Annotated in this window: 21 protein-coding genes; all 21 read right to left on the minus strand. The window is 61.0% G+C overall.

Going from position 1 to position 23149, the window contains the following annotated elements:
- Positions 1-84 precede the first annotated feature (84 nt).
- On the minus strand, positions 85-786 hold the full coding sequence (locus HGP12_RS23350) for a tRNA (guanine(46)-N(7))-methyltransferase TrmB (RefSeq protein WP_168841195.1): 702 nt from the start codon (positions 784-786) through the stop codon (positions 85-87).
- Entirely contained in the window at positions 783-2036 is a 1254-nt protein-coding gene (gene metK / locus HGP12_RS23355) for a methionine adenosyltransferase (protein WP_168841196.1), read from the minus strand. Before metK ends, HGP12_RS23350 begins: the two co-directional genes overlap by 4 nt.
- 187 nt (positions 2037-2223) lie before the next feature.
- Entirely contained in the window at positions 2224-2643 is a 420-nt protein-coding gene (locus tag HGP12_RS23360; protein WP_168841197.1) for a helix-turn-helix domain-containing protein, read from the minus strand.
- Positions 2644-2794: 151 nt separating this feature from the next.
- Positions 2795-4396 (minus strand): apolipoprotein N-acyltransferase, encoded by a 1602-nt coding sequence (lnt, locus tag HGP12_RS23365; protein ID WP_168879631.1) that lies wholly within the window; start codon positions 4394-4396, stop codon positions 2795-2797.
- Positions 4397-4678: 282 nt separating this feature from the next.
- Entirely contained in the window at positions 4679-5851 is a 1173-nt protein-coding gene (locus tag HGP12_RS23370) for a hemolysin family protein (RefSeq protein ID WP_168841199.1), read from the minus strand.
- A 25-nt stretch (positions 5852-5876) separates the two neighbouring features.
- Complete coding sequence (gene ybeY, locus HGP12_RS23375; protein ID WP_168841200.1) at positions 5877-6383, minus strand: rRNA maturation RNase YbeY; 507 nt, start codon at positions 6381-6383, stop codon at positions 5877-5879.
- Positions 6384-6401: 18 nt separating this feature from the next.
- Entirely contained in the window at positions 6402-7454 is a 1053-nt protein-coding gene (locus tag HGP12_RS23380) for a PhoH family protein (RefSeq protein ID WP_168841201.1), read from the minus strand.
- 30 nt (positions 7455-7484) lie between these two features.
- Complete coding sequence (gene miaB, locus HGP12_RS23385; RefSeq protein ID WP_168841202.1) at positions 7485-8897, minus strand: tRNA (N6-isopentenyl adenosine(37)-C2)-methylthiotransferase MiaB; 1413 nt, start codon at positions 8895-8897, stop codon at positions 7485-7487.
- Between the two features lie 60 nt (positions 8898-8957).
- Positions 8958-9755 (minus strand): 1-acyl-sn-glycerol-3-phosphate acyltransferase, encoded by a 798-nt coding sequence (locus HGP12_RS23390; protein WP_168841203.1) that lies wholly within the window; start codon positions 9753-9755, stop codon positions 8958-8960.
- A gap of 30 nt (positions 9756-9785) precedes the next feature.
- A complete protein-coding gene (locus HGP12_RS23395) occupies positions 9786-10214 on the minus strand; it encodes a Fur family transcriptional regulator (RefSeq protein ID WP_168841204.1) in 429 nt (142 codons plus the stop codon).
- A 39-nt stretch (positions 10215-10253) separates the two neighbouring features.
- Complete coding sequence (locus tag HGP12_RS23400) at positions 10254-10748, minus strand: GNAT family N-acetyltransferase (protein WP_168841205.1); 495 nt, start codon at positions 10746-10748, stop codon at positions 10254-10256.
- Between the two features lie 2 nt (positions 10749-10750).
- Positions 10751-11407: a tRNA (adenosine(37)-N6)-threonylcarbamoyltransferase complex dimerization subunit type 1 TsaB gene (gene tsaB, locus HGP12_RS23405; RefSeq protein ID WP_168841206.1), complete on the minus strand. Its 657-nt coding sequence runs from the start codon at positions 11405-11407 to the stop codon at positions 10751-10753.
- A gap of 24 nt (positions 11408-11431) precedes the next feature.
- On the minus strand, positions 11432-11998 hold the full coding sequence (locus tag HGP12_RS23410; protein ID WP_168841207.1) for a NifU family protein: 567 nt from the start codon (positions 11996-11998) through the stop codon (positions 11432-11434).
- A 117-nt stretch (positions 11999-12115) separates the two neighbouring features.
- Positions 12116-12607, minus strand: coding sequence for a universal stress protein (locus HGP12_RS23415; RefSeq protein ID WP_168841208.1), 492 nt, complete (start codon positions 12605-12607; stop codon positions 12116-12118).
- Positions 12608-12681: 74 nt separating this feature from the next.
- Positions 12682-13746, minus strand: a complete 1065-nt coding sequence (gene trpS, locus HGP12_RS23420) for a tryptophan--tRNA ligase (protein WP_168841209.1) — start codon at positions 13744-13746, stop codon at positions 12682-12684.
- A 111-nt stretch (positions 13747-13857) separates the two neighbouring features.
- Entirely contained in the window at positions 13858-14250 is a 393-nt protein-coding gene (locus HGP12_RS23425) for a VOC family protein (protein ID WP_168841210.1), read from the minus strand.
- A gap of 76 nt (positions 14251-14326) precedes the next feature.
- Positions 14327-15136 (minus strand): DUF1963 domain-containing protein, encoded by an 810-nt coding sequence (locus HGP12_RS23430; protein ID WP_168841211.1) that lies wholly within the window; start codon positions 15134-15136, stop codon positions 14327-14329.
- Positions 15137-15269: 133 nt separating this feature from the next.
- Positions 15270-16871, minus strand: a complete 1602-nt coding sequence (gene murJ, locus HGP12_RS23435; protein ID WP_168841212.1) for a murein biosynthesis integral membrane protein MurJ — start codon at positions 16869-16871, stop codon at positions 15270-15272.
- Positions 16868-19783, minus strand: coding sequence for a [protein-PII] uridylyltransferase (locus HGP12_RS23440; protein WP_168841213.1), 2916 nt, complete (start codon positions 19781-19783; stop codon positions 16868-16870). The genes murJ and HGP12_RS23440 overlap by 4 nt, the downstream gene beginning before the upstream one ends.
- A gap of 263 nt (positions 19784-20046) precedes the next feature.
- Positions 20047-20343, minus strand: a complete 297-nt coding sequence (locus HGP12_RS23445) for a hypothetical protein (RefSeq protein WP_246703517.1) — start codon at positions 20341-20343, stop codon at positions 20047-20049.
- A 25-nt stretch (positions 20344-20368) separates the two neighbouring features.
- A complete protein-coding gene (gene mutS / locus HGP12_RS23450) occupies positions 20369-23026 on the minus strand; it encodes a DNA mismatch repair protein MutS (RefSeq protein ID WP_205926613.1) in 2658 nt (885 codons plus the stop codon).
- Between the last annotated feature and the right edge of the window lie 123 nt (positions 23027-23149).

A 23149-nucleotide genomic window follows, 5' to 3' on the forward strand; every position in this document is an offset into this window, starting at 1 on the left:
ATGATCCAGACCGCCTCGAGTGGCTGTCCGTACGGGATGATGCGGTCACTGAGATCTCAAATTTTCGCCCTGGGAAACGAGCAATCAGACCCTTTTGAAGGTCAGATAGGCGGACGAGCGCCCCTCGCGCCGAGCCTTCGCCTCGTAGCGCGTGCTGGGCCAGCCCACATAGGGCGTCAGCCAATCGGCGGCATTCCGGGCGGTCCATTCGAAGCCGCCATGCGCATGGCAATGCTGCAGCGTCCAGTTGACATAGGTGTCGATGTCGGATGCGAAGCAGAAGAGAGCCCCAGGCTTCAGGACGCGATGGAAGCGGGCAAGGTTCACCTGGGAAACGAAGCGGCGCTTCCAGTGTTTCTTCTTCGGCCAGGGATCGGGATAGAGCAGGTCGATCTGGTCGAGGCAGTTGTCCGGCAGCCAATCCAGCACCTGCGTCGCGTCGTCATTGTAGACGCGGATATTGTGCGCGCCGGCTTCATCGACACGCGCAAGCAGCTTCTGCATCGAATTGACGAAGGGTTCCACGCCGATGAAGCCGGTCTTCGGCTGCTCGAGCGCCCTGTGAATCAGATGCTCGCCGCCACCGAAGCCGATTTCCAGGCGCAGACGCTCGGTCGGCACCGGGAAAAGATCATTCGGCGGCTGCGGCGTCGGGGCGGAAAGATCCACGATGTATTGTGGCAGCAATGCTTCCAGCTTTTCAGCCTGCTGGCCGCGCAAGGCCTTACCCTTGCGCCGGCCGAAGAATGCTTCCGTCGCCCGCGACCGGCGCTCAGTATCGATCATGCGGCTTCCCGGAGCTTTACGGCTTCCTTGAGAGCCTTGACCAGGTCCGTACGCTCCCAGGAGAAGGAACCGTCACGACCGGCCTTGCGACCGAAATGACCGTAGGCCGAGGTCTTGGCATAGATCGGCTTGTTGAGATCGAGGTGACGGCGGATGCCGGTCGGCGAAAGGTCCATGTTCTTGCGGATGGCCGCTTCAACCTGGTCTTCGCTGACGCCCTTGCCCGTGCCGTGCAGGTCGACATAGATCGACAGCGGCTGGGCAACGCCGATGGCATAGGACAGCTGGATCGTGCAGCGGTCGGAGAGGCCGGCGGCAACGACGTTCTTTGCGAGATAGCGAGCGGCATAGGCTGCGGAACGGTCGACCTTGGTGGTGTCCTTGCCCGAGAAGGCGCCGCCGCCGTGCGGGGCTGCGCCGCCATAGGTGTCGACGATGATCTTGCGGCCGGTGAGGCCGGCGTCGCCGTCCGGGCCGCCAATGACGAACTTGCCGGTCGGGTTGATGTACCACTTGCAATCGGAGGCAATCTTCAGATCGCCGAGCGCTTCGACGATATAGGGCTCGACGACGGAGCGAACCTTCTTCGAATCCCAGCTATCATCGAGATGCTGGGTGGAAAGCACGATGGAGGTTGCTTCCGACGGCTTGCCGTCCACGTAACGCACCGTCACCTGGCTCTTGGCGTCCGGGCCAAGCTTGGCGACGTCGCCATCGCCCTTCTTGCGGGCGGCAGCCAACAGCTGCAGGATCCTGTGCGAATAGTAGATCGGTGCCGGCATGAGGTCCGGGGTTTCGCGGCAGGCGTAGCCGAACATGATCCCCTGGTCGCCGGCGCCTTCGTCGCCCTGCTGGTCGGCAGCATTGTCAACGCCCTGGGCGATGTCGGCCGACTGCGAGTGCAGGAGCACGTCGATGCGCGCCTTCTTCCAATGGAAGCCGTCCTGCTCGTAGCCGATATCCTTGATGGCGCGGCGGGCTGCGGCCTTGAACTTCGAAGGATTGATGACGTCGTTGCCGTCCTTGTCCTTCTTCATCAGGCTCGGCGGCAGACGAACTTCGCCGGCGATGACGACACGGTTGGTGGTAGCGAGGGTCTCGCATGCGATGCGCACGGTCCAGGGGTTCACGCCGGTCTTCGTGGCCTCGCGGTAAACCAGATCGACAATTTCATCGGAGATGCGGTCACAGACTTTATCCGGGTGACCTTCGGCAACAGACTCACTCGTAAACAGATAATTCGCGCGCATGCGGGATTCCCCTCAAAGAACAAATCTCTGCTTTTGATATTCGCCTCCAGCTCGAAAAACAAGCCACACAAGGACATAAATATATCTTTATATCTCGGTCAAAGTGATAAAATTTTGCCGTAAATGCGGAAAAGGCGGCCAAAATGACCGCCTCTCGATTTTACCGGTTCGGCCTTGCTTCGAAGGGCTATTCGGCGTCCGCCTCGGCTGCAAGCGCCTTGACCAGCTCGACGACCTTGCGTCGGACCTTGCCATCGGAAATTTTCACGAAGGCGCGATTGAGCTGCAATCCTTCGGAAGAGGACAGAAAGTCGACGACGTAGTTGGAGCTGGATGCCTCGGCCATGCCGCCGGCGGAGGCCGAATGCTCACCCGGCGCATCCTCGAAAAAGAAGGAAACCGGGACATTGAGAATGCTGGAGATGTTCTGCAGGCGGCTGGCGCCAACGCGGTTGGTGCCTTTTTCGTATTTCTGAATCTGTTGAAACGTAATTCCCAGGCTTTCGCCGAGCTTCTCCTGGCTCATGCCAAGCATCGTGCGGCGGAGGCGTATGCGGCTACCGACATGGATGTCGATGGGGTTCGGCTTCTTTTTGTTTTCAATCATCATAATACCCTAACATAGGTTGAATTCAGGACCTGCCACCCGGTACCCTTCACCACCCCTATAACGCCACGTTGCAGCCGACGCCCCCAAGGCCTCCAGTTTACGTTCGAAAGGCGGACACTAAGCACTATGCAATTTTAGGGTTTTTTGGTCAATTCACCCTGGAAATAAAACCCATGCGTGAAATCAAAGCCATCATGCCGACTACCCCGACAATCAACCAAAAGTATATTTCCCTGGCTTTGTCGTCTATGCGCGACAGGGTTGCGCCACCTAAAGTGGTATCTATGAAGCCTTGTTGATTATAACCAATACCAGAAAGCACACGCCCATATGGATCGACAAAAGCTGAAATGCCGGTATTGGCGCTTCGAATCAGTGGCAGCCCCTGCTCCACCGCCCTCACCCTTGCCTGCAGGAAATGCTGGTATGGACCCGGTGTGTCGCCGAACCAGCCATCATTCGTGACATTGAGGATGGCATCGGCCTGCCGGATCCCCGGTGTCATCTCATTCGGAAAGATGATCTCGTAGCAGATCAGCGGATAGAATTTGAGGCCATCGGGCAAGGTCAGCAGTTGCCGCTTGGCAGCTGCGGAAAAACCTCCCGGCAGTTCCACGACATTCTCGATGCCGAGATAGCTGAGGATGTGTTCGAAGGGCACGTATTCGCCGAAGGGCACAAGATGGGTCTTGTCGGAAGCGCCGATGATCTGGCCGCGGCCGTCGATGACGTAGATCGAATTGTAGTAGCGAGGCTCGACACCCGGCCCCATGTCTTCGACGCGGACGGCGCCGGTGATCAGGACCTGATCGTCCTCGAGCTGATCCGCGATGCGAGCAAGCGCATCCCGGTTATCGGTCAGGATGAAGGGCACAGCAGTCTCGGGCCAGACGATGATGTCGGGCCGCTTGCCGCCGTTTGCCGGCGGCTGAACCGAAAGCGCCAGATGCCTGTCGAAGATGGCGGCGCGATCGGCAGCCGTGTCCATCTTGGTTTCCTGGTCGATGGAAGGCTGAACGATGCGCACGACCGGCGCCGTCTTGCCATCGGCCAGCGGCGCTTGCGACAGGTTCAGCGCGTAATAGCCATAGCCGAAATGCGCGGCGGCGATGACGACGGCAAGGCCGATCCCCGGCAGTCGCCCCTGGCGTGTGCCGAGCAATGCCGGTGCCGCGAAGACGAAGACGGCGAGCACGGTGACGCCCAGCACGCCGATCACATGCGCCGACTGCATCATCAGCGGAATGGGCATGGCGCCATAGCCGATGGCGTTCCAGGGAAAGCCGGTGAACAGAAAGCTGCGCAGCCATTCCAGGATGCCGAAACTGAAGGCGAGCGCGGTGATGCGCCCCATGCCATCGGACCACAGGATACGGGCAAGCATGGTCGCCACGCCATAGAAAACCGCGAGAAAGGCGGGCAAGCCGAGGATCGCCAGCGGCAAGGCCCAGGCGAACTCGTCGGCATCGATCAGCAGTGCGTGGCCGAGCCACCAGAGACCGGCAACGAAATAGCCGAAGCCGAACAGCCAGCCGGTGAAGAAGGCCGGCCACAGCCGCCCGAGCAGCCCACTGTCAGGGCCTGCGGCAACGCCGTCCAGCAGGCAGACCAGCAGCGTGAAGGAGACGAACATCGCGGCGAAAAAGCCGAAAGGCGGCAGCGCCAGGACGCCGATGGCACCGGCAAGAACAACAAGCAACGCACGTTTGAAACCCCAGACGAGGATCACCCGGCCCGAAAGCCATTCCATGCGCCAGCTCCGTTCAACTGCGAATCAACTGGCCGCAGTCTTTCAAAAATGCAGCGGTTTGTCCCGCTGAAGTGGCAGCGAGAGCATGTTGCGTAAAAGTGTGCAGCGATTTCGCGACAACGCCATGCGCAAAATCAAAGACCTAGAGCGTGGGAAGCGAATCTGAAAGACCGCGACGTGCTTTAGAAGCTTTCCGCTTTTCTTCGAATCGTGAAAAGGCTTCAGCCTCTTGTTTTCAGCAATTCCGGACGGAAACCGCTACGTGCTTTTCCCGGAATTGCGCTAGTGGCTGGCGGTGTTGGACCCGACCGAGGTTTCCTCGGCAATTGTTTCCGGTGCCGGCAAATCGCGCTCGGGCGCGCCTGCCTCCCCTTCCAGCTTGACGGTCGGCCGGCGGCGAGCGGCATGACGCTTGCGCGTGATGCGCACCCGCTTGATGCGGCGCGGATCGGCATCGAGAATGTGGAATTCAAAGCCCGGAAGCGCCTGCACCACTTCGCCGCGCACCGGAATGCGGCCGAGAGCGGAGAAGATCAGGCCACCAAGCGTGTCCACCTCGTCGACCTGCTCGCTGATGTCGAAATCCGAGCCGATCGCCGCAGCGATCTCCTCTAGCTCGACGCGGGCATCGGCTACGAAAACATCCTCGGAGACGCGCTTGAACATCACTTCTTCGTCATCGTGCTCATCGTCGATGTCACCGACGACCATTTCGACGATGTCCTCATGCGAGGCCAGACCATCCGTGCCGCCATATTCGTCGATGACAAGCGCCATCTGCGTGCGGTTGACCTGCATGCGGCGCAGGAGATCGGAAGCCAGCATGGAGGGCGGCACGAACAGGATCTTGCGGATGATGCCGGCCTCGGCCAGCGTCTTCTGCAGATCGACCCGGGAAAGATCGAAATTCGGCTTGGTCGAGCGCGCCGGCTTTTCGGCTGCGGGCGTGCCCGTTGCGGCGGCTGCCGCCTTGGCGCTGCCGGCACGGCGCTTGTTGCGCGCCTGCTTGGCGACATAGGATAGCAGGTCGCGGATATGCACCATGCCGCGCGGATCATCCAGCGTCTCGGCATAGACAGGCATGCGCGAGCGGCCGCTTTCCTCGAAGAGGATCATCAGCTCGCCTATGGTGATATTCTGATCGACCGCCTCGATATCGGCGCGTGGCACCATGACATCCTCGACGCGCACCTCGCGGAAGCGCAAGATATTGTGCAGCATTGCGCGCTCGTCGGGCGAAAAGGCATCATCATCGGCGGCGTTGGTCATCAATGCGTCGGCGAGATCCTCGCGCAGCCGGGCGGAGTCCTGTGCCGGTCGCAGGATACGCGCAGCGCGCGCCCAGAAAGAAGAATGGGATCGCTTGCCGTTGCTACTACTGCCTGCCTCGTCGGAGGAGGCCGCTTCGGCTCCGTCTTTGGCCTCGGGGGCCGATCTTGTCGTAAAGTCGCTCATTGTTCCTGGTCAGACAGGGTTCAGATCAAATGGGGTCTTGTCCCGCATAGGGATCAGATAGGCCAAGACCAGCCAAAATGCGAGTCTCCAGCCCCTCCATTCTTTCGGCTTCGCTATTATTCATATGGTCGTAGCCGAAGAGATGCAAGAAACCATGCACCATCAAATGCGCCAGATGGTCGTCAAAACTCTTTTCCAGATCGACCGCCTCGCGCTCCACCGTCTCCCTGGCGATGATGATGTCGCCAAGCATCGGGCCGGGCTTGCCGCCGGGCTCAAGCGGGAAGGCCGGGAAGGAAAGGACATTCGTCGCCTTGTCCTGCGAGCGCCACTCCGCATTGATTTCGCGAATGGAAGCATCGTTTGTGAACACCAGCGACAATTCGGTCGCCGTTTTCGGAAAAGGCTGCTTTTCATGCGTCTTCAAATAGGCGGCCGCGGCTCCCAGCACCTGCTCGGCCAGGACTTGCAACTCCTCATCGGAGGGCCAGTCGCCCTCCTCCACGCTGATCTGTATATCGAGTTCGGCCATCGGTTTCCGCACCGCAGATCAGATCTGCGGATCGCTTTCCTCTGCCTTTGCGGCATAGGTGGAATCATAGGCCCGAACGATGCGCGCCACCAGCGGATGACGGACGACGTCCGTATCCTTGAAGCGGACGATGGAAATGCCCTCGACGCCGTCCAACAGCTGCAGCGCTTCCACCAGACCGGACTTGACGCCGCGCGGCAGGTCGATCTGGCTCGGATCGCCCGTCACGATCATCCGCGAATTTTCGCCGAGGCGGGTCAGGAACATCTTCATCTGCATGGAGGTCGTGTTCTGCGCCTCGTCGAGGATGACTGCGGCATTGGCAAGCGTACGACCGCGCATGAAGGCGAGCGGCGCGATTTCGATGACGCCCGCGGTGATGGCACGCTCGACCTTGTCGCCCGGCATCATATCGTAGAGCGCATCATAGAGTGGACGCAGATAGGGATCGACCTTTTCCTTCATGTCGCCGGGTAGGAAGCCGAGACGCTCGCCTGCCTCGACGGCCGGGCGCGACAGGATGATCTTTTCCACGGCGCCGCGCTCCAGAAGTTGGGCGGCATGCGCGACGGCGAGATAGGTCTTACCGGTACCGGCGGGGCCGACGCCAAGAACGAGCTCGGAACGCTCCAGCGCCCGCATATAGGCGTCCTGGGTCGGCGTGCGAGCGATGATCGTCTTCTTGCGCGTCGAAATCTGCGCCATCGTCAATTTGGCTTTTCTCTCCATGGTCGGCAGTGTCAATTGGTCGTCGGCGGCAACCGCCATGCGGATTGCCCCTTCCACATCGGAACGCTCCACATTGCCGCCTTTTTGCAGCTTGTCATAGAGGTAATCGAGCGTGCGGCGCGCCTGATTGGTGGCCAGCACGTCCCCTGCTATGACGACGGAATTGCCGCGGGCGCGGGCATCGATGCCGAGCCGCTCCTCGAGCAACTTCAAATTCTGGTCGAACTGCCCGAAAAGTTCGCTGGCGAACCGATTGTTCTCGAACGTCAGAGTGAAGTGATTGGCGTCGCTCGCGGTGCGGGGCTGGCGCGATGAAGAAGAAACCAATTCCTGTCCGTTCAAGCGGTGCGGCTCCTTGTGCCCGTCCGGAACCTAGAGCAATTCAGCAAAAAGGCTGTTGGTGCTGGTTCCGGTGATTCGTACGTTAATAATGTCACCGATTTGCGATGCTTTTGCATCAACATTCACAGATTGCAGCCAGGGAGAGCGTCCAATCAACTGGCCCGGCATCCGGCCCGGCTTTTCCAGAAGGATATCCACTGTTTTGCCCACACAAGCCTCGGCAAACGCATGCTGCTGCCTCAGCAACAATGCCTGCAAACGCTCCAGTCGTTCGGTCTTGAACTCTTCGGGCACCTGATCCTTCAACTCCGCGCCGGGCGTACCTGGCCGCGTGGAATATTTGAACGAGAAGGCCTGTGCATAATTCACCTCCTCGATCAGTCTCAATGTATCCTCAAAATCCTGGTCTGTCTCCCCCGGGAAACCGACGATGAAATCGCCGGACAAGGCGATGTCAGGCCGGGCAGCGCGGATCTTCTCGACGAGCGTGAGGTATTCCGCAGCCGTATGCCGCCGGTTCATCGCCTTCAGGATGCGATCCGAGCCGGCCTGGACGGGCAGATGCAGGTAAGGCATCAGCGTGCGCAGGTCGCGATGCGCGCCGATCAGCCGATCGTCCATGTCGCGCGGGTGGCTGGTGGTGTAGCGCAGACGCGCGAGACCGGGGATTTCAGCCAGGCGATAGAGAAGATCGCCCAGGCTCCAGGCCTCGCCCTTCGGGCCGATGCCATGCCAAGCATTGACGTTCTGGCCGAGCAGCGTGATTTCGCGCACGCCGCCATCCACAAGTTTCTCAGCCTCTTCGACGATCTGGGCGACCGGGCGGGAGACTTCGGAGCCGCGGGTATATGGCACGACGCAGAAGGTGCAGAACTTGTCGCACCCTTCCTGCACCGTCAGGAAGGCGGTGACGCCGCGGGCGCGGATTTTCGCCTTTTCGGCGATCGGCAGATGCTCGAACTTGTCCTCGATCGCATATTCGGTGTCGACGACGCGCTGGCCTTCCTTGGCGCGGCGAAGCGCATCCGGCAGGCGATGATAGGTCTGCGGGCCGATGACCACATCCACGGCGGGCGCGCGGCGCAGGATCTCTTCGCCCTCGGCTTGCGCGACGCAGCCGGTGACGCCGATCATCATTTCGCGGCCGTCGGCGGCCTTGCGCTTCTTCATCTCGCGCAGGCGGCCGAGCGCGGAATAGACCTTTTCGGCCGCCTTCTCGCGGATATGGCAGGTGTTCAATAGGACGAGATCGGCCTCTTCCATGTCCTCGGTCGACTCATAGCCGTCGCGCGCGAGCGCATCGCTCATCCGCGTGGAATCATAGACGTTCATCTGGCAGCCATAGGTCTTGATGAAGACCTTGCGGCTGTTGGAGCCGTCGCGGGGGCCGAGCTGCAAGGCATCGGTCACCGGGGCGTCGAGAGTTAGGCTGTCCTTGGTCATGGCCGCTATGTAGTGGCTTTTGCTTTCGGAGAAAACGAAAAAGTTGGAATCACCTGGAAATCAGGCGATCTCGCGGCCGAGCAGCCGGCTGGCGAGCATCGTGCGGATGCGCCGCGCAATGGTGGCGCTGACTTCCTTGCGGTTGGTGCCGGCACGATAATCGACGGCTTCGCCGAAGCAGACGTCGACATCGATGGCGCCGCACTGGATGATGCCCTTCAGGTGCGGCACGAGCTCGATGTCACCTGGCCATGCCGTCAGCGGGCGATAATAGCGGCCCATCGCCGTGCCATGGACGCGAGTGTAGGCGACGGCAACCGGCTGGACATGCACGACGGCATCCGGCGCCTTCGGCAGTGCCGCGGCGGCGGCGCCGAACAGCGAGGACTTGACCTCGAGCAGCCGATTGCCGTCCGAGGTGGTTCCTTCCGGAAACAGCACCATGATTTCGCCATCGGCCATGCGGTCGGCGATCTCGTTCACCTGCTCGCCGGTCTTGCGCTTCTGCTCGCGCTCGACGAACACGCTCTTCTGCCACTGCGCGAACAGGCCGAAGATCGGCCAATCCCGCACCTCCGACTTGGCGATGAAGGAGACATCGGCCACCGCCGACAGGACGAGAATATCGAGCCAGGACGAATGGTTGGACGCCAGCATCAACGGCCGGCTCGTCTCCATCTTGCCGACCACATGGATGCGCACGCCAAGCCAGTAGCAGACGATGCGATGCCAATAGCGCGGCAGATAGCGTCTGAGCTTCCAGTCGAAGCGCAGGCAAAGGATCTGCAGCGGCAGCATCGCGGCGCTGACGACGCCAATGACCACGGCGGCACAGCCGATGCGCAGCCAGGTCATCAAATCATTCGCTCCTGCATGAAAGCCTTCACGTCAACCTTCGTCCTTCTTCAGCCGGATGCCGTAAAGCTCCAGCCGGTGGTCGACGAGTTTGAAGCCGTGTTCGCGGGCAATACGCTCCTGCAGCGCCTCGATCTCCGGCGAGTGGAATTCGATCACCTTGCCGCTTTTCAGGTCGATCAGGTGATCATGGTGCTCTTCCGGCACGGTTTCGTAGCGGGACCGTCCATCGCGAAAATCATGGCGGGCAAGAAGGCCTGCATCTTCGAAGAGCTTGACGGTGCGATAGACCGTCGAGATCGAGATTTTCGCATCCACCTCGACGGAACGCCGGTGGAGCTCCTCGACATCGGGGTGATCCCCGGAATTCTCGATGATGCGCGCGATGACCCGGCGCTGCTCCGTCATGCGCATGCCGCGCTCGGCGCAAAGCTCCTCCAGGGATTTTACGGCGTCTTCCATCAATCGCGGTCTTCGGTCTGTTTGGACTGTGACAACGGACTAGCGAAGAACACGCCGCATGACAAGCGCCGTCGACTTCTGGCCGTTTTCGCCGACATAGTAGGCCTTGCGCTCGCCGACGGTTTCGAAGCCGAGCTTGCGGTAGAGGCCAAGCGCCGGCTGGTTGCCGCCGTCAACTTCCAGGAACATGGCTTCTCCGCCGCGACTGCGGGCCTCACGAAGGGCAGCCTGCATCAGCCTCCAGCCGAGGCCGGAGCGTCCGAGCTTGGCGTTGACGGCGATCGTCAGGATCTCGCCTTCGCCCGCCACATGCCGCGCCAGCACGAAGCCAGGAAGCGCCTTCTTCAGGATGGCGTTGGTCTGGCGGGCGACGAAGCCAAAGGTCGTTTCCTGCCCGAGGAGGCTCTGAAACTCACTCTCGTCCCAGACCCGCGGGAACCGCTCTCCGTGCAGAAGCGCCACCTCGGCGCAATCCTTCATCTCCATCGGAACGATTTCGTATTCGGCTTTCAAGGTCAGGTAGGATTCGAGCATGTCTATTGCCTGGCAACTGCGTATCCGGCCTGCGGTCTGGCATCGGGTCCGCGAAGATAAAGCGGCTTCGGCTTTTCGCCGGCAGGCTTGCCAGCGCCCAGCCGGGCGACGACGGCAATCGGAAATGCGTCTGGCCGCTCCGCCGGCGGCGCGTCGCGCAACCGGACGACAGCCGTTCCGGTGACGATGCCATCGAAGGTGCTGGCAATCGCCCGCGCTTCGTCGATCGTCACGGCCCGAGCCTCGTCCAGCGGGTTGCCGTCGGCATCGAAGCCCTGGAGATAGATCTCCTCGCGCTTGGCGTCGATGGCAGCCAGAACCGACTTGCCCGGATTCTGCTCTCGCGTGGTCGCCGCCATGACCTCAAGGGTCGTGACGCCAACCGCAGGAACATTGAGGGAGAGCGCAAAACCGCGAGCGGCGGCTACGCCGATGCGGATGCCGGTGAAGGAACCGGGGCCGACGGTCACGACGACACGCCCGACCGCCGAAAGCGCTATATTGGCTTTCGCCAGCGCCTCGTCGACAACGTGCATCAAATGCTCGGCATGCCCTCGTCCGATCGTTTCCGTGACCTCCCCCATCACAGAATCACTGCCGCTATCATACACAGCGGCAGCGCAATCCACACCTGCCGTGTCGAGCGCCAGTACGATCATGTCAATTTTTCCGCTAGGCCGGGATTAGACGGCTTCGACTTCCTGCACTTCCGGGACGAAATGGCGCAGAAGGTTCTGCACGCCATGCTTCAGCGTCGCCGTGGAAGACGGGCAGCCGGCGCAGGACCCCTTCATGTTCAAGTAAACCTTGCCGTCGCGGAAGCCGCGGAAGGTGATGTCGCCGCCATCCTGGGCAACGGCCGGGCGCACGCGCGTATCGAGCAATTCCTTGATGGTGAGCACGATTGCCTCGTCGCCCTCATCGAAGAATTCGCCGCCGGCATCCTGCACTTCCGAAGACACCGAAGAAGAGCCCATGACCGGCTTGCCGGACATGAAATGCTCCATGATCGAACCGAGGATAGCGGGCTTCAGATGCTGCCATTCCTGACTTTCCTTGGAGACCGAGATGAAATCATAGCCGAAATAGACACCGGTCACGCCCGAGATCTCGAAGAGGCGGGCGGCCAGCGGCGAAGCCTCGGCTTCCTCGACACTGCGAAACTCGGCCGTGCCATTTTCCATGACAACCTTGCCCGGCAGGAATTTGAGGGTCGCGGGGTTCGGCGTCGCTTCGGTCTGAATGAACATCTTGATCTCCATGCGGCGGGCAGACGCCCGGTCCCGACTTTAGAATATTTCAAAAGAAAATAGGCCTTTTGGCCATTCTATTCAAGACAGTGTTTCTCAAGAAATGGCACGTGCACATCAGCTCAGCGCGTCGATTTCCTCGTTGCTGAGCGTATCCGGAAGCACCGTCACCGGGATCGGAAAGGCGGCCGCACGGCCGGCAATCGACGAGACGAGCGGGCCTGGGCCTTCCTTGGCCGAGCCGGCGGCAAGCACGAGAAGCGCGATGTCCCGGTCGTCCTCGATCACCGCATTGATCTGCTCGACGGCCGACCCCTCGCGAATGACGATCTCCGAGTCGATGCCAATATTTTCGCGGACGGCCTGCGCCGCCTTCGCGGTCGCCGACTCGGCCTCTTCGCGCGCTTCCGCCCGCATGATCTCCTCGACGCCAAGCCATTGCTGGAAATCGCCTTCGGGGATCACATAGAGCAAAACGAGGCCGCCATTGGAATTCTTGGCACGCCGGCCGGCATAATGGACGGCGCGCTGGCATTCGGGCGTGCCATCGATGACCGCCATGAACTTGCGGCGATGGCCTTCGAGTCGTGAAAGTCGTGTGGATACCATGAGCTGACTCTGACACCCGAAGGCGATGTTTTGCAAGCCCCCGTTCGCAACGGGAGCCCTCTATTACGACAACATCAATAGAGAAAGCCGATAATGTCGCGCACCTGCTTCATGGTCAGGTCGGCGCGGGCACGGGCATGGGCGCTGCCATCGCGCAATACGGCGTCGATGTGGCCCGGATCGGCCATCAGGCGGCGCATTTCCATGGTGATCGGCGAGAGCACATGCACGGCAAGATCGACCAGCGCTGGCTTGAAGACGGAGAACTGCTGGCCGCCGAATTCGGACAGGACATCCGCCTTCGACTTGTCGGCAAGGGCCGCATAGATGCCGACCAGATTGTCTGCCTCGGGGCGGCCGGCGAGGCCGGCGATTTCGCTTGGCAAGCCATCCGGATCGGTCTTGGCCTTACGGATCTTCTTCGAGATATTTTCCTCGTCATCGAGCAGGTTGATGCGCGACAGGTCCGAAGCGTCGGATTTCGACATCTTCTTGGTGCCGTCACGCAGCGACATGACACGCGGCGCCGGACCATCGATCAGCGGCTCGACCATCGGGAAATAGGCATGCACCGGCTCGTCGCCCACGGTGATGTCGATGCCGTAGCCCGTGCGTCGGATATGCTCCATGTAGTCCAGATTGAACTTCATGGCGATGTCGCGGGTCAGCTCCAGATGCTGCTTCTGGTCGTCTCCAACAGGAACATGCGTGGCGCGATAGAGCAGGATGTCGGCGGCCATCAGGCTCGGATAGGCGTAAAGTCCGAGCGAGGCCTGCTCGCGGTCCTTGCCGGCCTTATCCTTGAACTGCGTCATGCGGTTCATCCAGCCGATGCGGGCGACGCAATTGAAGATCCAGGCAAGCTCGGCATGTCCCGGCACGGCCGACTGATTGAAGACGATATGCTTTTCCGGGTCGATGCCGGCAGCAAGGAAGGCCGCGGTGATCGAGCGCGTCTGGTTCGGCATGTCGTCATGGACGAGCTGAGCCGTCAGCGCATGCATGTCGACGACGCAATAGATGCAGTCGTTGTTTTCCTGCAGGGCCACGAATTTGCGGATCGCGCCGAGATAATTGCCGAGATGGAGATTGCCCGTGGGCTGAACGCCGGAGAATACGAGCGGCTTGAATTCGGTCATGTCGTCCTCGAAAGGCTTGTGGAGGGCCTGGGCGAGCGGGGCTCGACCCTTGGTTTCGAGCGGCTTATGCACGCGGGATCGATGGGGATCAAGAGGCTATGTGCCGGAGTCTCAGGAAGAATGCTGGATCAGGTCCCAAGTATTGCCATAGGGATCGGCGAAGACCGCCACCGTGCCATAAACCTCATGACGCGGCTCTTCCCGGAACGTGACGCCCTTGGCCAGCATCGCGGCATGGTCACGGGCGAAATCGTCAGTCTTGAGGAAGAAGCCGACCCGGCCGCCCGCCTGGTTGCCGATTGCGGCGCGCTGGCTGTCGTTGGCGGCCTGGGCGAGCAATAACGCTGCTCCTTCCCCGCCTTTCGGCCTGACGACAACCCAGCGCTTGCCCTCCGGCTGCACCTCGTCCTGCAGGCAATCGAAGCCAAGGGCATCGCAGTAGAAGGCTTTGGCGCGATCGTAGTCATCGACAACCAGGGCGACGAGGAAAATGGATTGGGGCATGGAAACTCCGTGTTACTTCCTTGCACGCAGCATTAACGACGATTCTTGGCTCGAAAAAACCCATAAAACGGGTTTGTCAGTAGAAGTCTGATCTGATTGCCCAGCCGTCTGGTACTCGGAACAGATATAGCGATCCGGAGTCCCCAACGTAGAAGCGCCCCTTGTCGGTGCTATCGATCTGAAGGCATAGCTCTGCTTTATCGGGCCAGTTTTCGCCTTGAATCCAGGTAGGCCAGCCGCCAAGCTTGACAGGGCATGTCCCGCGATACTTATCGGTTTCAATCACGTATTGGCTTTCAAAAAACCATTTCGAGTCGTTGGATCGCGCGACGTTGCTTGGAATCTTGAACGCAATATCGTCCCAGCTTGGCTGCTCCAGGGCAGTTGAGCGCCACCGAAGCGGAAAAGTCGGAAGGCTCTGGCTTTCCCGGTAGCCCGGACCGATAGGAACCAAATCCGAAATGGCGGAATAAGTTCGAATGACAAAGCCCTTGCCATTCTCCACATCATCCAACGGAACGTCCTCCAGATCCACCCACATGTTCAGAAGCATCAGATTCGATAATGTAGGTGGGATCTCGGGAAGCTCATCCACTCGGATTTGAACAAGCGGGTGCATCTCCCGCCCCGACTTCTCGCAGACAGGTGTTACCTCGTCTTGTCGGCCGAGAAAGTTTCCACCCCACCAGCTCGAGGCCCTATTGTCCTTCTGCGGCTTCTCGCCGCCGATTTCGCCAAAGACAGCAGGCTTAACCATCTGCTGCAATGTTTGAAGAGCTGCCTGCATCTCAAGATCAGTTGATGGGCCTTCCATAGGCGGGGCCTTCTGCTCCTTTCGCCGTTCACGAAAGTCGAAGATCGATCTCAGCCATCCCAGTGCATCCATCTCACCGCTCCGAATTGACACGCCATCTTGCGGTCAACAACTTAGGATAGCGATGCTTGTCGCCAGAGCAAACTTACTCCATTCGATCCCGCCAAGCCACCTTCTCCCCACATTGCGGCGCGAAGTGGCCCTATCATTCTCCGTTCACCGCCTTCGCATCCGGCGCTGGCGCCGGGCGCTTGCGCTTCAAATTGCGGCGTATCATGCCCAAGTCCACGCCGCCGATCAGGAAGGCGACAATGAAATAAACCGCCATCGCAATCAATATGAGCAAGCCCAGGACGCCGGTCTTGGTGAGCAGCGTCGAGCTGGACCCCAGAAGCGGCTCCCACCGATGAGACAAATATACGATGACGCCACCCATGACGGCGGAGGAGACGAGCAGCATGGCGGTGCGTCGCGCCAGCGACCATTCCCAGACGAGATGCCCGCGGCGATAGAGCGTAACGAAGAGCTGTACAGCGTTCAGCCATCCGGCAACCGCCTCGGCGAGCGCAATGCCGCGTTCGGCCAGCACCGGGAAAAGCAGGATGGACAGCGCCGAATTGACGGCGACGGCGACCGCCGTGTAGCGCATCGGCGATTTCGTATCTTCGCGGGCATAAAAGCCGGGCTGCAAGGCCTTGATCAGCACGAAAGCCGGCAGGCCCAGGCCGAAGATGGCGAGGATGGAGCCGACCAGCGTTGTATTGTTCGCATTAAAGGCGCCGCGCTCGTAAAGTACTCGGATGATATCGTCGGAGAGCAGCCACAGGGCGACAGCGGCTGGCAGCGTCAGGAACAGCACGAATTCGATCGAGCGGTTCTGGATATTGGCGGCTTCCTTGATATGGCCCGACTTCAGCGAACGCGCCAGCTCCGGCAGAAGCACGATTCCGACCGCGACGCCGACGACGCCGAGCGGCAACTGGTAGATGCGGTCTGCATATTGCAGGGCGGCGATCGCACCTTCCTTGCCCGAGGCAATCGCCTGGCCGATCACCAGATTGATCTGAGTGACACCGCCGGTGATGGCCGCTGGGATCGCAAGAAGCAGGAGCCGCTTGACATTGGGCGTGAAGCGCGGAAAGCGCAGGCCGATATTGATGCCGGCACGACGCACGCCGATATAGACGACGGCCAGCTGCAGCACGCCTGCCACCAGTACCGACCAGGACAGGTACCAGGCGGTGCTCAGCGGATCGGCGCCGTAGTAGATCGCGTAGAACAGCGCGCTGATCATCACCAGGTTTAGGAAGATCGGAGCCACGGCGGCGGCGAAGAAATGATGCAGCGAATTCAGCATGCCGCTCATCATCGCCGTCAGCGACATCGACATGAGATAGGGGAACATCACGGCGGCCAACCGGACCGTCAGGTCGAATTTCTCGGCATCGTCGGCGAAACCAGGCGCGATGACCCAACGCACCAGGAGCGGCATGCCCAGTTCCATGACGACGGTGATCAGGAACAGGACCGAGAAGAGAACGCCGAACACTTCCTCGGAGAAGCGCTTTGCGCCGTCGATGCCGTTCGCCTCGATTTCCTTGGCAAAGAGCGGTACGAAGGCGGCATTGAAGGCGCCTTCCGCGAACAGGCGACGGAAGAGGTTCGGAAAGCGGAAGGCAGCGTAGAAGACGTCGGCCATCGGCCCGGTGCCAAGGGCGGCGGCCATCAGCGTCTCGCGGGCAAAGCCGAAGATGCGACTGCCAAGCGTCGCGCCACCGACCGTGATGAATTTCTTGACTAGGCTCATGCGGCGGAACCGGCTTTCTTCTCAGGGTCTGACTTTTCGACGGCGACGCCACGCGTGGCAGCGGGCGCGATGATGCCCGATGGCATGCGCTCGCGCATTTCATCCTCCTCGCCCGCCATGACCGCCTTCAGGCGCGCGGTGATGTTGGCTCGCTTGTTCTCGTTGGAGATCTTCTGGCCGACGAGATCGGTAACATAGAAGGTGTCGATGACCTTTTCGCCGAATGTGGTGATGCGCGCCGACTGAATATCGAGCGAGAGGTCCGAGAGAACAGCCGTTATTTCCGACAACAGGCCGGGGCGATCGAGGCATTCGACCTCGATGACCGTGAACTTGTTGGAGAGGCTGTTAGTGATGATCACCGATGGCGGGATGACGAAAGCCTTGTTCTTGCGGCGATTCTTCGTCCGGGTCGCGATGACTTCCGGCAGCCGCTTGCGGCCGGCCAGAACATCCTCGATCATCTTGCCGATGGTGCCGGCCCGGCGCAGCTCATCGGCATCGTCGGGAAATTCGCGGCTGACATGGATGGTGTCGAGGGCACGGCCATCAGCCGTCGTGAAGATCTGCGCGTCGGCGATATTGGCGCCGGCAGCGGCACAGGCGCCGGCGATGACGGTCAGGAGGCGCGGATGGTCCGGCGACAGCACGGTGATTTCGGTGATGGCGTGGAAACTGTCGGTACGCACCATCGTCGCCAGGACCTGGCCCGATTTGTCGGTTTGGCGGATGAACCGCGTGTGGCGGATCTGGTCTTCCAGCGGCACGGACAGAAGATAGGGCTGGTAGTGCAGCTTGACATAGGCCTTGCGAGCCTTCTGACCCCAATCGTCCAGCGCCGCTTCCAGCGCCTTGGCGGCGGCTTCCGCCCGCTCCTTGCGCGACACTTCCGAGAAACCGCCGGCGAGCAGCAGCTCGGTCTCGTAATAGAGCGTGCGCAGCAACTGCCCCTTCCAGCCGTTCCAGACACCAGGGCCGACGGCGCGGATATCGCAGACGGTCAGGATCAGCAGCATCTTCAGCCGGTCGAGCGACTGCACCCGGTCAGCAAAATCAATGATGGTCTTGCGGTCGGTCAGGTCGCGCGTCTGGGCAACCATCGACATGGTCAGGTGCTCGGCGATCAGCCAGACCACCAGCTCCGTCTGCTTCGGTGAAAGGCCGAAGCGCGGGCAGAGCTTGCGTGCAACTGCGGCACCGGCTTCCGAATGGTCCTCCTCGCGGCCCTTGGCGATATCGTGCAATAGGACGGCGACATAGAGAGCATCGCGATCCTCGATATTGGGCATCAGCTTGTTGGTGAGCGGATGAATATCCTCGGCTTTGCCCTTGTCTATCTCCGACAGCACCTCGACGGCACGGATCAGATGCTCGTCCACCGTATAGTGGTGATACATGTTGAACTGCATCATCGAGACGATCTTGCCGAATTCCGGGATGAAACGGCCGAGCACGCCGGCCTCGTTCATCCGGCGCAGGATCAGCGCGGGATCGCGCTTCGAGGTCAGGATCGCCAGGAACAGGCGGTTCGCCTCTTCGTTCTCGCGCAGATCATTGTCGATCAGGTTCAGCGATCGCGTCACGCGTTTCAGCGCATCCGGGTGGAATTCCAGGCCATTGATGTCAGCGACGAAGAACAGCCTGATGAGGCTGACCGGATCGCGCTTGAAGACATCGGGATTGGCAAGCGCGATGCGGCCGCGATCCTCGACGAATTCGACGGTGCCGGCTATCTTGCGCGAACGGTTAGCGAAACGGCTGATGACGCCGGTGAGCCCCGGGGTGGCTTTCGCCTGCTTGTCCTCAAGCGCCGCGCAAAGGATGCGCGTGAGATCGCCGACATCCTTGGCGACGAGGAAATAGTGCTTCATGAAGCGCTCGACCGCCGAAAGGCCGGGACGGGCGTGATAGCCAAGCGCTTCGGCGATATCGCGCTGGATATCGAAGGAAAGCCGCTCTTCCGCCTTGCCTGTCAGGAAATGCATGTGGCAGCGCACGGCCCAAAGAAAATCCTCGGCCTTCTGGAAGAGGCGGTATTCCTGTTTCGAAAGCACGCCGAGCTTCACCAGTTCGGCTGTGTCGCGGACGTGGTAATAATATTTCGAGATCCAGAACAGCGTGTGCAGGTCGCGCAGGCCCCCCTTGCCCTCCTTGACGTTGGGCTCGACCAGATAGCGGGTGTCGCCGGCCTTGCGGTGGCGCTCGTCACGCTCGGCGAGCTTGGCGGCGATGAATTCCGGGCCGGTATTAGTGACAATTTCCTTGTCGAAACGCGCCTGCAGTTCGCGCTCCAGCGGAGCGTTGCCGCAGATATAGCGGGTTTCGAGAATGGCCGTGCGCACCGTCATGTCGGACTTGGCCTGGCGGATGCATTCCTCGACCGTGCGCGTGGCGTGACCGACCTTAAAGCCCATGTCCCAAAGCATATAGAGGATGAATTCGACCGCCTTGTGCGTATCGCTCTCGGGCTTCGGCTGGAAGAGGAAGAGAAGATCGATATCGGATCCCGGCGCCAGCGTATCGCGGCCATAGCCGCCGACCGCCGTCACGGAGAAGGCGCCCGCCTGCTTCGGATAGACGTGACGGACGGTGAAGTCGTAGAGGATGGTGATGATCTGATCCTGCAGCCAGGAAATCCGGTAAGCGCAATCGAGGCCGCCGCCTTCCGCGATCAGCGATCGCCGCGCCGCCTCGCGTCCGTCCTGGCTCGCCCTTTTCAACAGCGCGAGTAGAGCGGAACGCTCCTCATTCTTGTCCAGACCGCGTTTGGCGAGAGCCTCGCATTCCGCCCTCAGCGCGGATACGTCGAGAATGGTCGAAAAATCGATATGATGCGTTTCCATGCTCTGCCGATCGGCTTTCTGTTCACTGACGGCGACGCGTTGCCGGCGCGCCTGTCTTCTCGTCTGCATGCGCTATAGCCCCTTTGGCCGGCGATTAACACAGGCATTCTACGCGCGGATCGCTCGAGGGTAGACTGCATGGAATCGACGATTCCTAGATTTCTGCTAGAGCATGATGCCGAAAAGTGTGATCGGTTTTCGGACGACATCATGCTCTACTGCTTTGTTTCTAGAGCGGATTCAGATTTTAGGTCGAACAGACTTAAAATCTGAATCCGCTCTAGGCCAAAGTTGACGAAGCGTGACGGCAATCGACGCAGAAACCGGCGGTTTTAGGGCCTTGCCGGCTCGATCACCCGCCTGAGCTCGTTCAAGCTATGCAATATGTTTCGCGATTGGGCGCCGATCTGCGTCACCATTTCGCGTTCACATTCCCAATAGCCGGCTTTCGCGATCTTCGAACAAATGTCGGAAATGCGGCTGCAGGACAGGGTGATGTCGAGGAGGCCGCGATCGGATTCGCAGTCCGGGGGCTCACCCTCGCCACAGATCTTGCCGCGCGCGGCAATCGGAGAGAAGCGCTCGCCCAGAATGCGGACTTCGGCGAGAAGAACTTCGAGATACATCATGTTGTCCTTGGAATATCGCCTATGATCAGCCGGTCTTGGTGAGGGTTTTCTTCAGCTCGTAGAGCACGTCGAGAGCGGCACGCGGCGTCAGATCGTCGAGATCGAGCGTCTTCAGCCGTTCCTCGACCTTGGAGGGCTCTCGCCGGCCGCTCGCCTCCTCCCGGCGGACGGCCACCTGGAAGAGAGGCAGATCGTCGATGAGCTGGCTTGCCGGATTCTTGCGGTCGGCATCTTCAAGCCGCGTCAGAACGTCGCGGGCGCGTGCCACGACCGAAGCCGGCAGGCCCGCGAGACGCGCTACCTGAATGCCGTAGGAGCGATCGGCCGCCCCCGGCCCGACCTCGTGCAGGAAGATGACGTCGCCGTCCCATTCCTTGACGCGCATGGTGGCATTGGAGAGCCGGCCGAGCTTCTCCGACAGGACGGTCAACTCGTGGAAATGCGTGGCGAATAGGCCGCGGCATCGGTTGGCTTCGTGCAGATGCTCGACGGCGGCCCAGGCGATGGAAAGGCCATCGAAGGTCGCGGTGCCGCGACCGATCTCGTCGAGGATGACGAGGGAACGCTCGGTCGCCTGATTGAGGATCGCCGCCGTCTCGACCATTTCGACCATGAAGGTCGAACGTCCCCGTGCCAGATCGTCGGAAGCGCCGACGCGCGAGAACAGCCGGTCGACAATGCCGATATGGGCTGACGTGGCGGGCACGAAGGAGCCCATCTGCGCGAGAATGGCGATCAGCGCGTTCTGGCGCAGGAAGGTGGACTTACCGCCCATGTTCGGGCCAGTCAGGAGCCAGATGGCGCCGTCCTTGCCGTCGGCCTGCGGCGAAAGATCGCAATTATTGGCGACGAACGGGCCGCCGGCCTGACGGCGCAAGGCCTGCTCGACGACAGGATGACGGCCGCCCTCGATGGCAAACATGCGGCTTGCATCGACGGCAGGCCGGCAATAGGCCTGCTCCTCGGCAAGCAGCGCAAGCCCGGCCGCGACATCGATCACCGACAGAGCGCGGGCGCCGGCTTTGATCGCCTCTGCATTGGCCACTACGGCCGCGACCATGCGATCGAAGGCCTCGAGTTCGATCGCCAGCGCTTTGTCGGCGGCGTTGGCGATGCGGCTTTCGAGATCGGCAAGCTCGGTCGTGGTGAAGCGCATGGCGTTCGCCATGGTCTGACGATGAATGAAGCGCGCCTTCGCTTCGCTCGTGTCGGTCATCGGACCGGCATTGCCGGCCGTGACCTCGATAAAATAGCCAAGCACATTGTTATGCTTGATCTTCAGCGACTTGATGCCGGTTTCCTCGGCATATTGCAGCTGCAGGCCGGCAATGACGCGGCGTGATTGATCGCGCAGTGCCCGCACTTCGTCCAGCTCGGCATTCGCCCCATCCCGCAGAAAGCCGCCGTCCCGCTTCAGCAGGGGTAGTTCTTCGGCAAGCGTTGCGGCAAGCATGTCTTCGAGATCGGCAGGCAGGGCGCGCAGGCCGGCGAGCGCGGCGGCAAGCTCTTCCGGCAGCAAGGCACTACAGAGCAGACGGGCGAGATCGGCGGCAGCGGCCAATCCCTGGCGGATCGCCCAGAGGTCACGCGGGCCGCCGCGATCGAGCGCGAGGCGCGACAGGGCGCGCGGCATGTCAGGCACATGCTTCAGTGCTGAGCGCAGTTCGCTGCAGAGAGACGGCTCCTCCGCCAGAAAGCCGATCGAATCCAGCCGCTCGTTGATGCGCTGGGGGTCAGTCAGCGGCGACATCAGCCGCTCGGCGAGAAGACGGGCGCCGCCGCCGGTGACGGTGCGATCGATCGCCTTCAGGAGCGAACCATTGCGGTCGCCGGAGAGCGTGCGCACCAGCTCGAGATTGGCGCGCGTGGCGGGATCGATGAACAGCGTCGATGCGCCGCTTTCCCGCTCCGGAAGCCCGAGCGGCGGCCGCTCGGCAAGCTGGGTCTTCTCGACATAGGCGATGGCGGCGGCGGCAGCGGCCATTTCGGCGCGGCTGAAGGTGCCGAAACCATCGAGCGTCGACACGCCGAAGTAACGGGTGATGCGCCCCTCGGCACTGGCGCTGTCGAAGAGCACCGCCGGCTGCGGAACGGCGGTGCGACCGAGGATGTCAAAGACCGGCTTCAATTCCGGATCGTGGAACATCGTATCCGGCAGGATCAGCTCTCTCGGATCGATGCGCAGGATATCGGCGAGCAGCCGCGAGCCCTCCGTCTCCGCCAGCCGGAACACACCCGTCGAAATATCGATCCAGGCGAGCGCCAGCTGCGGTTCGGCGCTACCGCGAATACGGGTGAGCGCCATCAGATAGTTGGATTCGGAAGGCGAGAGCAGCTTTTCCTCGGTGATCGTGCCTGGCGTAACCAGGCGCACGACATCGCGCCGCACCACCGACTTGCCACCGCGTTTCTTTGCCTCGGCCGGATCTTCCACCTGCTCGCAGACGGCGACGCGGAAGCCAAGAGCGATCAGCTTCTGCAGATAGTCGTCGGCGGCGTGAACCGGCACGCCGCACATCGGGATATCCTGCCCCATGTGCTGGCCGCGCTTCGTCAGCGTGATGCCGAGCGCGCGCGAGGCATCGACGGCGTCTTCGAAGAACAATTCGTAGAAGTCGCCCATGCGATAGAACAGCAGCGAACCGGGATTGTTCGCCTTGATCTCGATATACTGCTCCATCATCGGAGTGGCCGAAGCGCGGCTCTCCTCCGAGGCAAGCTCGGCGGCCGAGAAAGCATCGATGCTGGCGGTAATACGTTCGTTCACGGAGGTGCAGTTTTTCCAAAAAAATGAGGTGCCACCCTA

The organism is Rhizobium sp. P28RR-XV (assembly GCF_012641385.1).
In the GTDB taxonomy this organism is placed as follows: Bacteria; Pseudomonadota; Alphaproteobacteria; order Rhizobiales; family Rhizobiaceae; genus Rhizobium.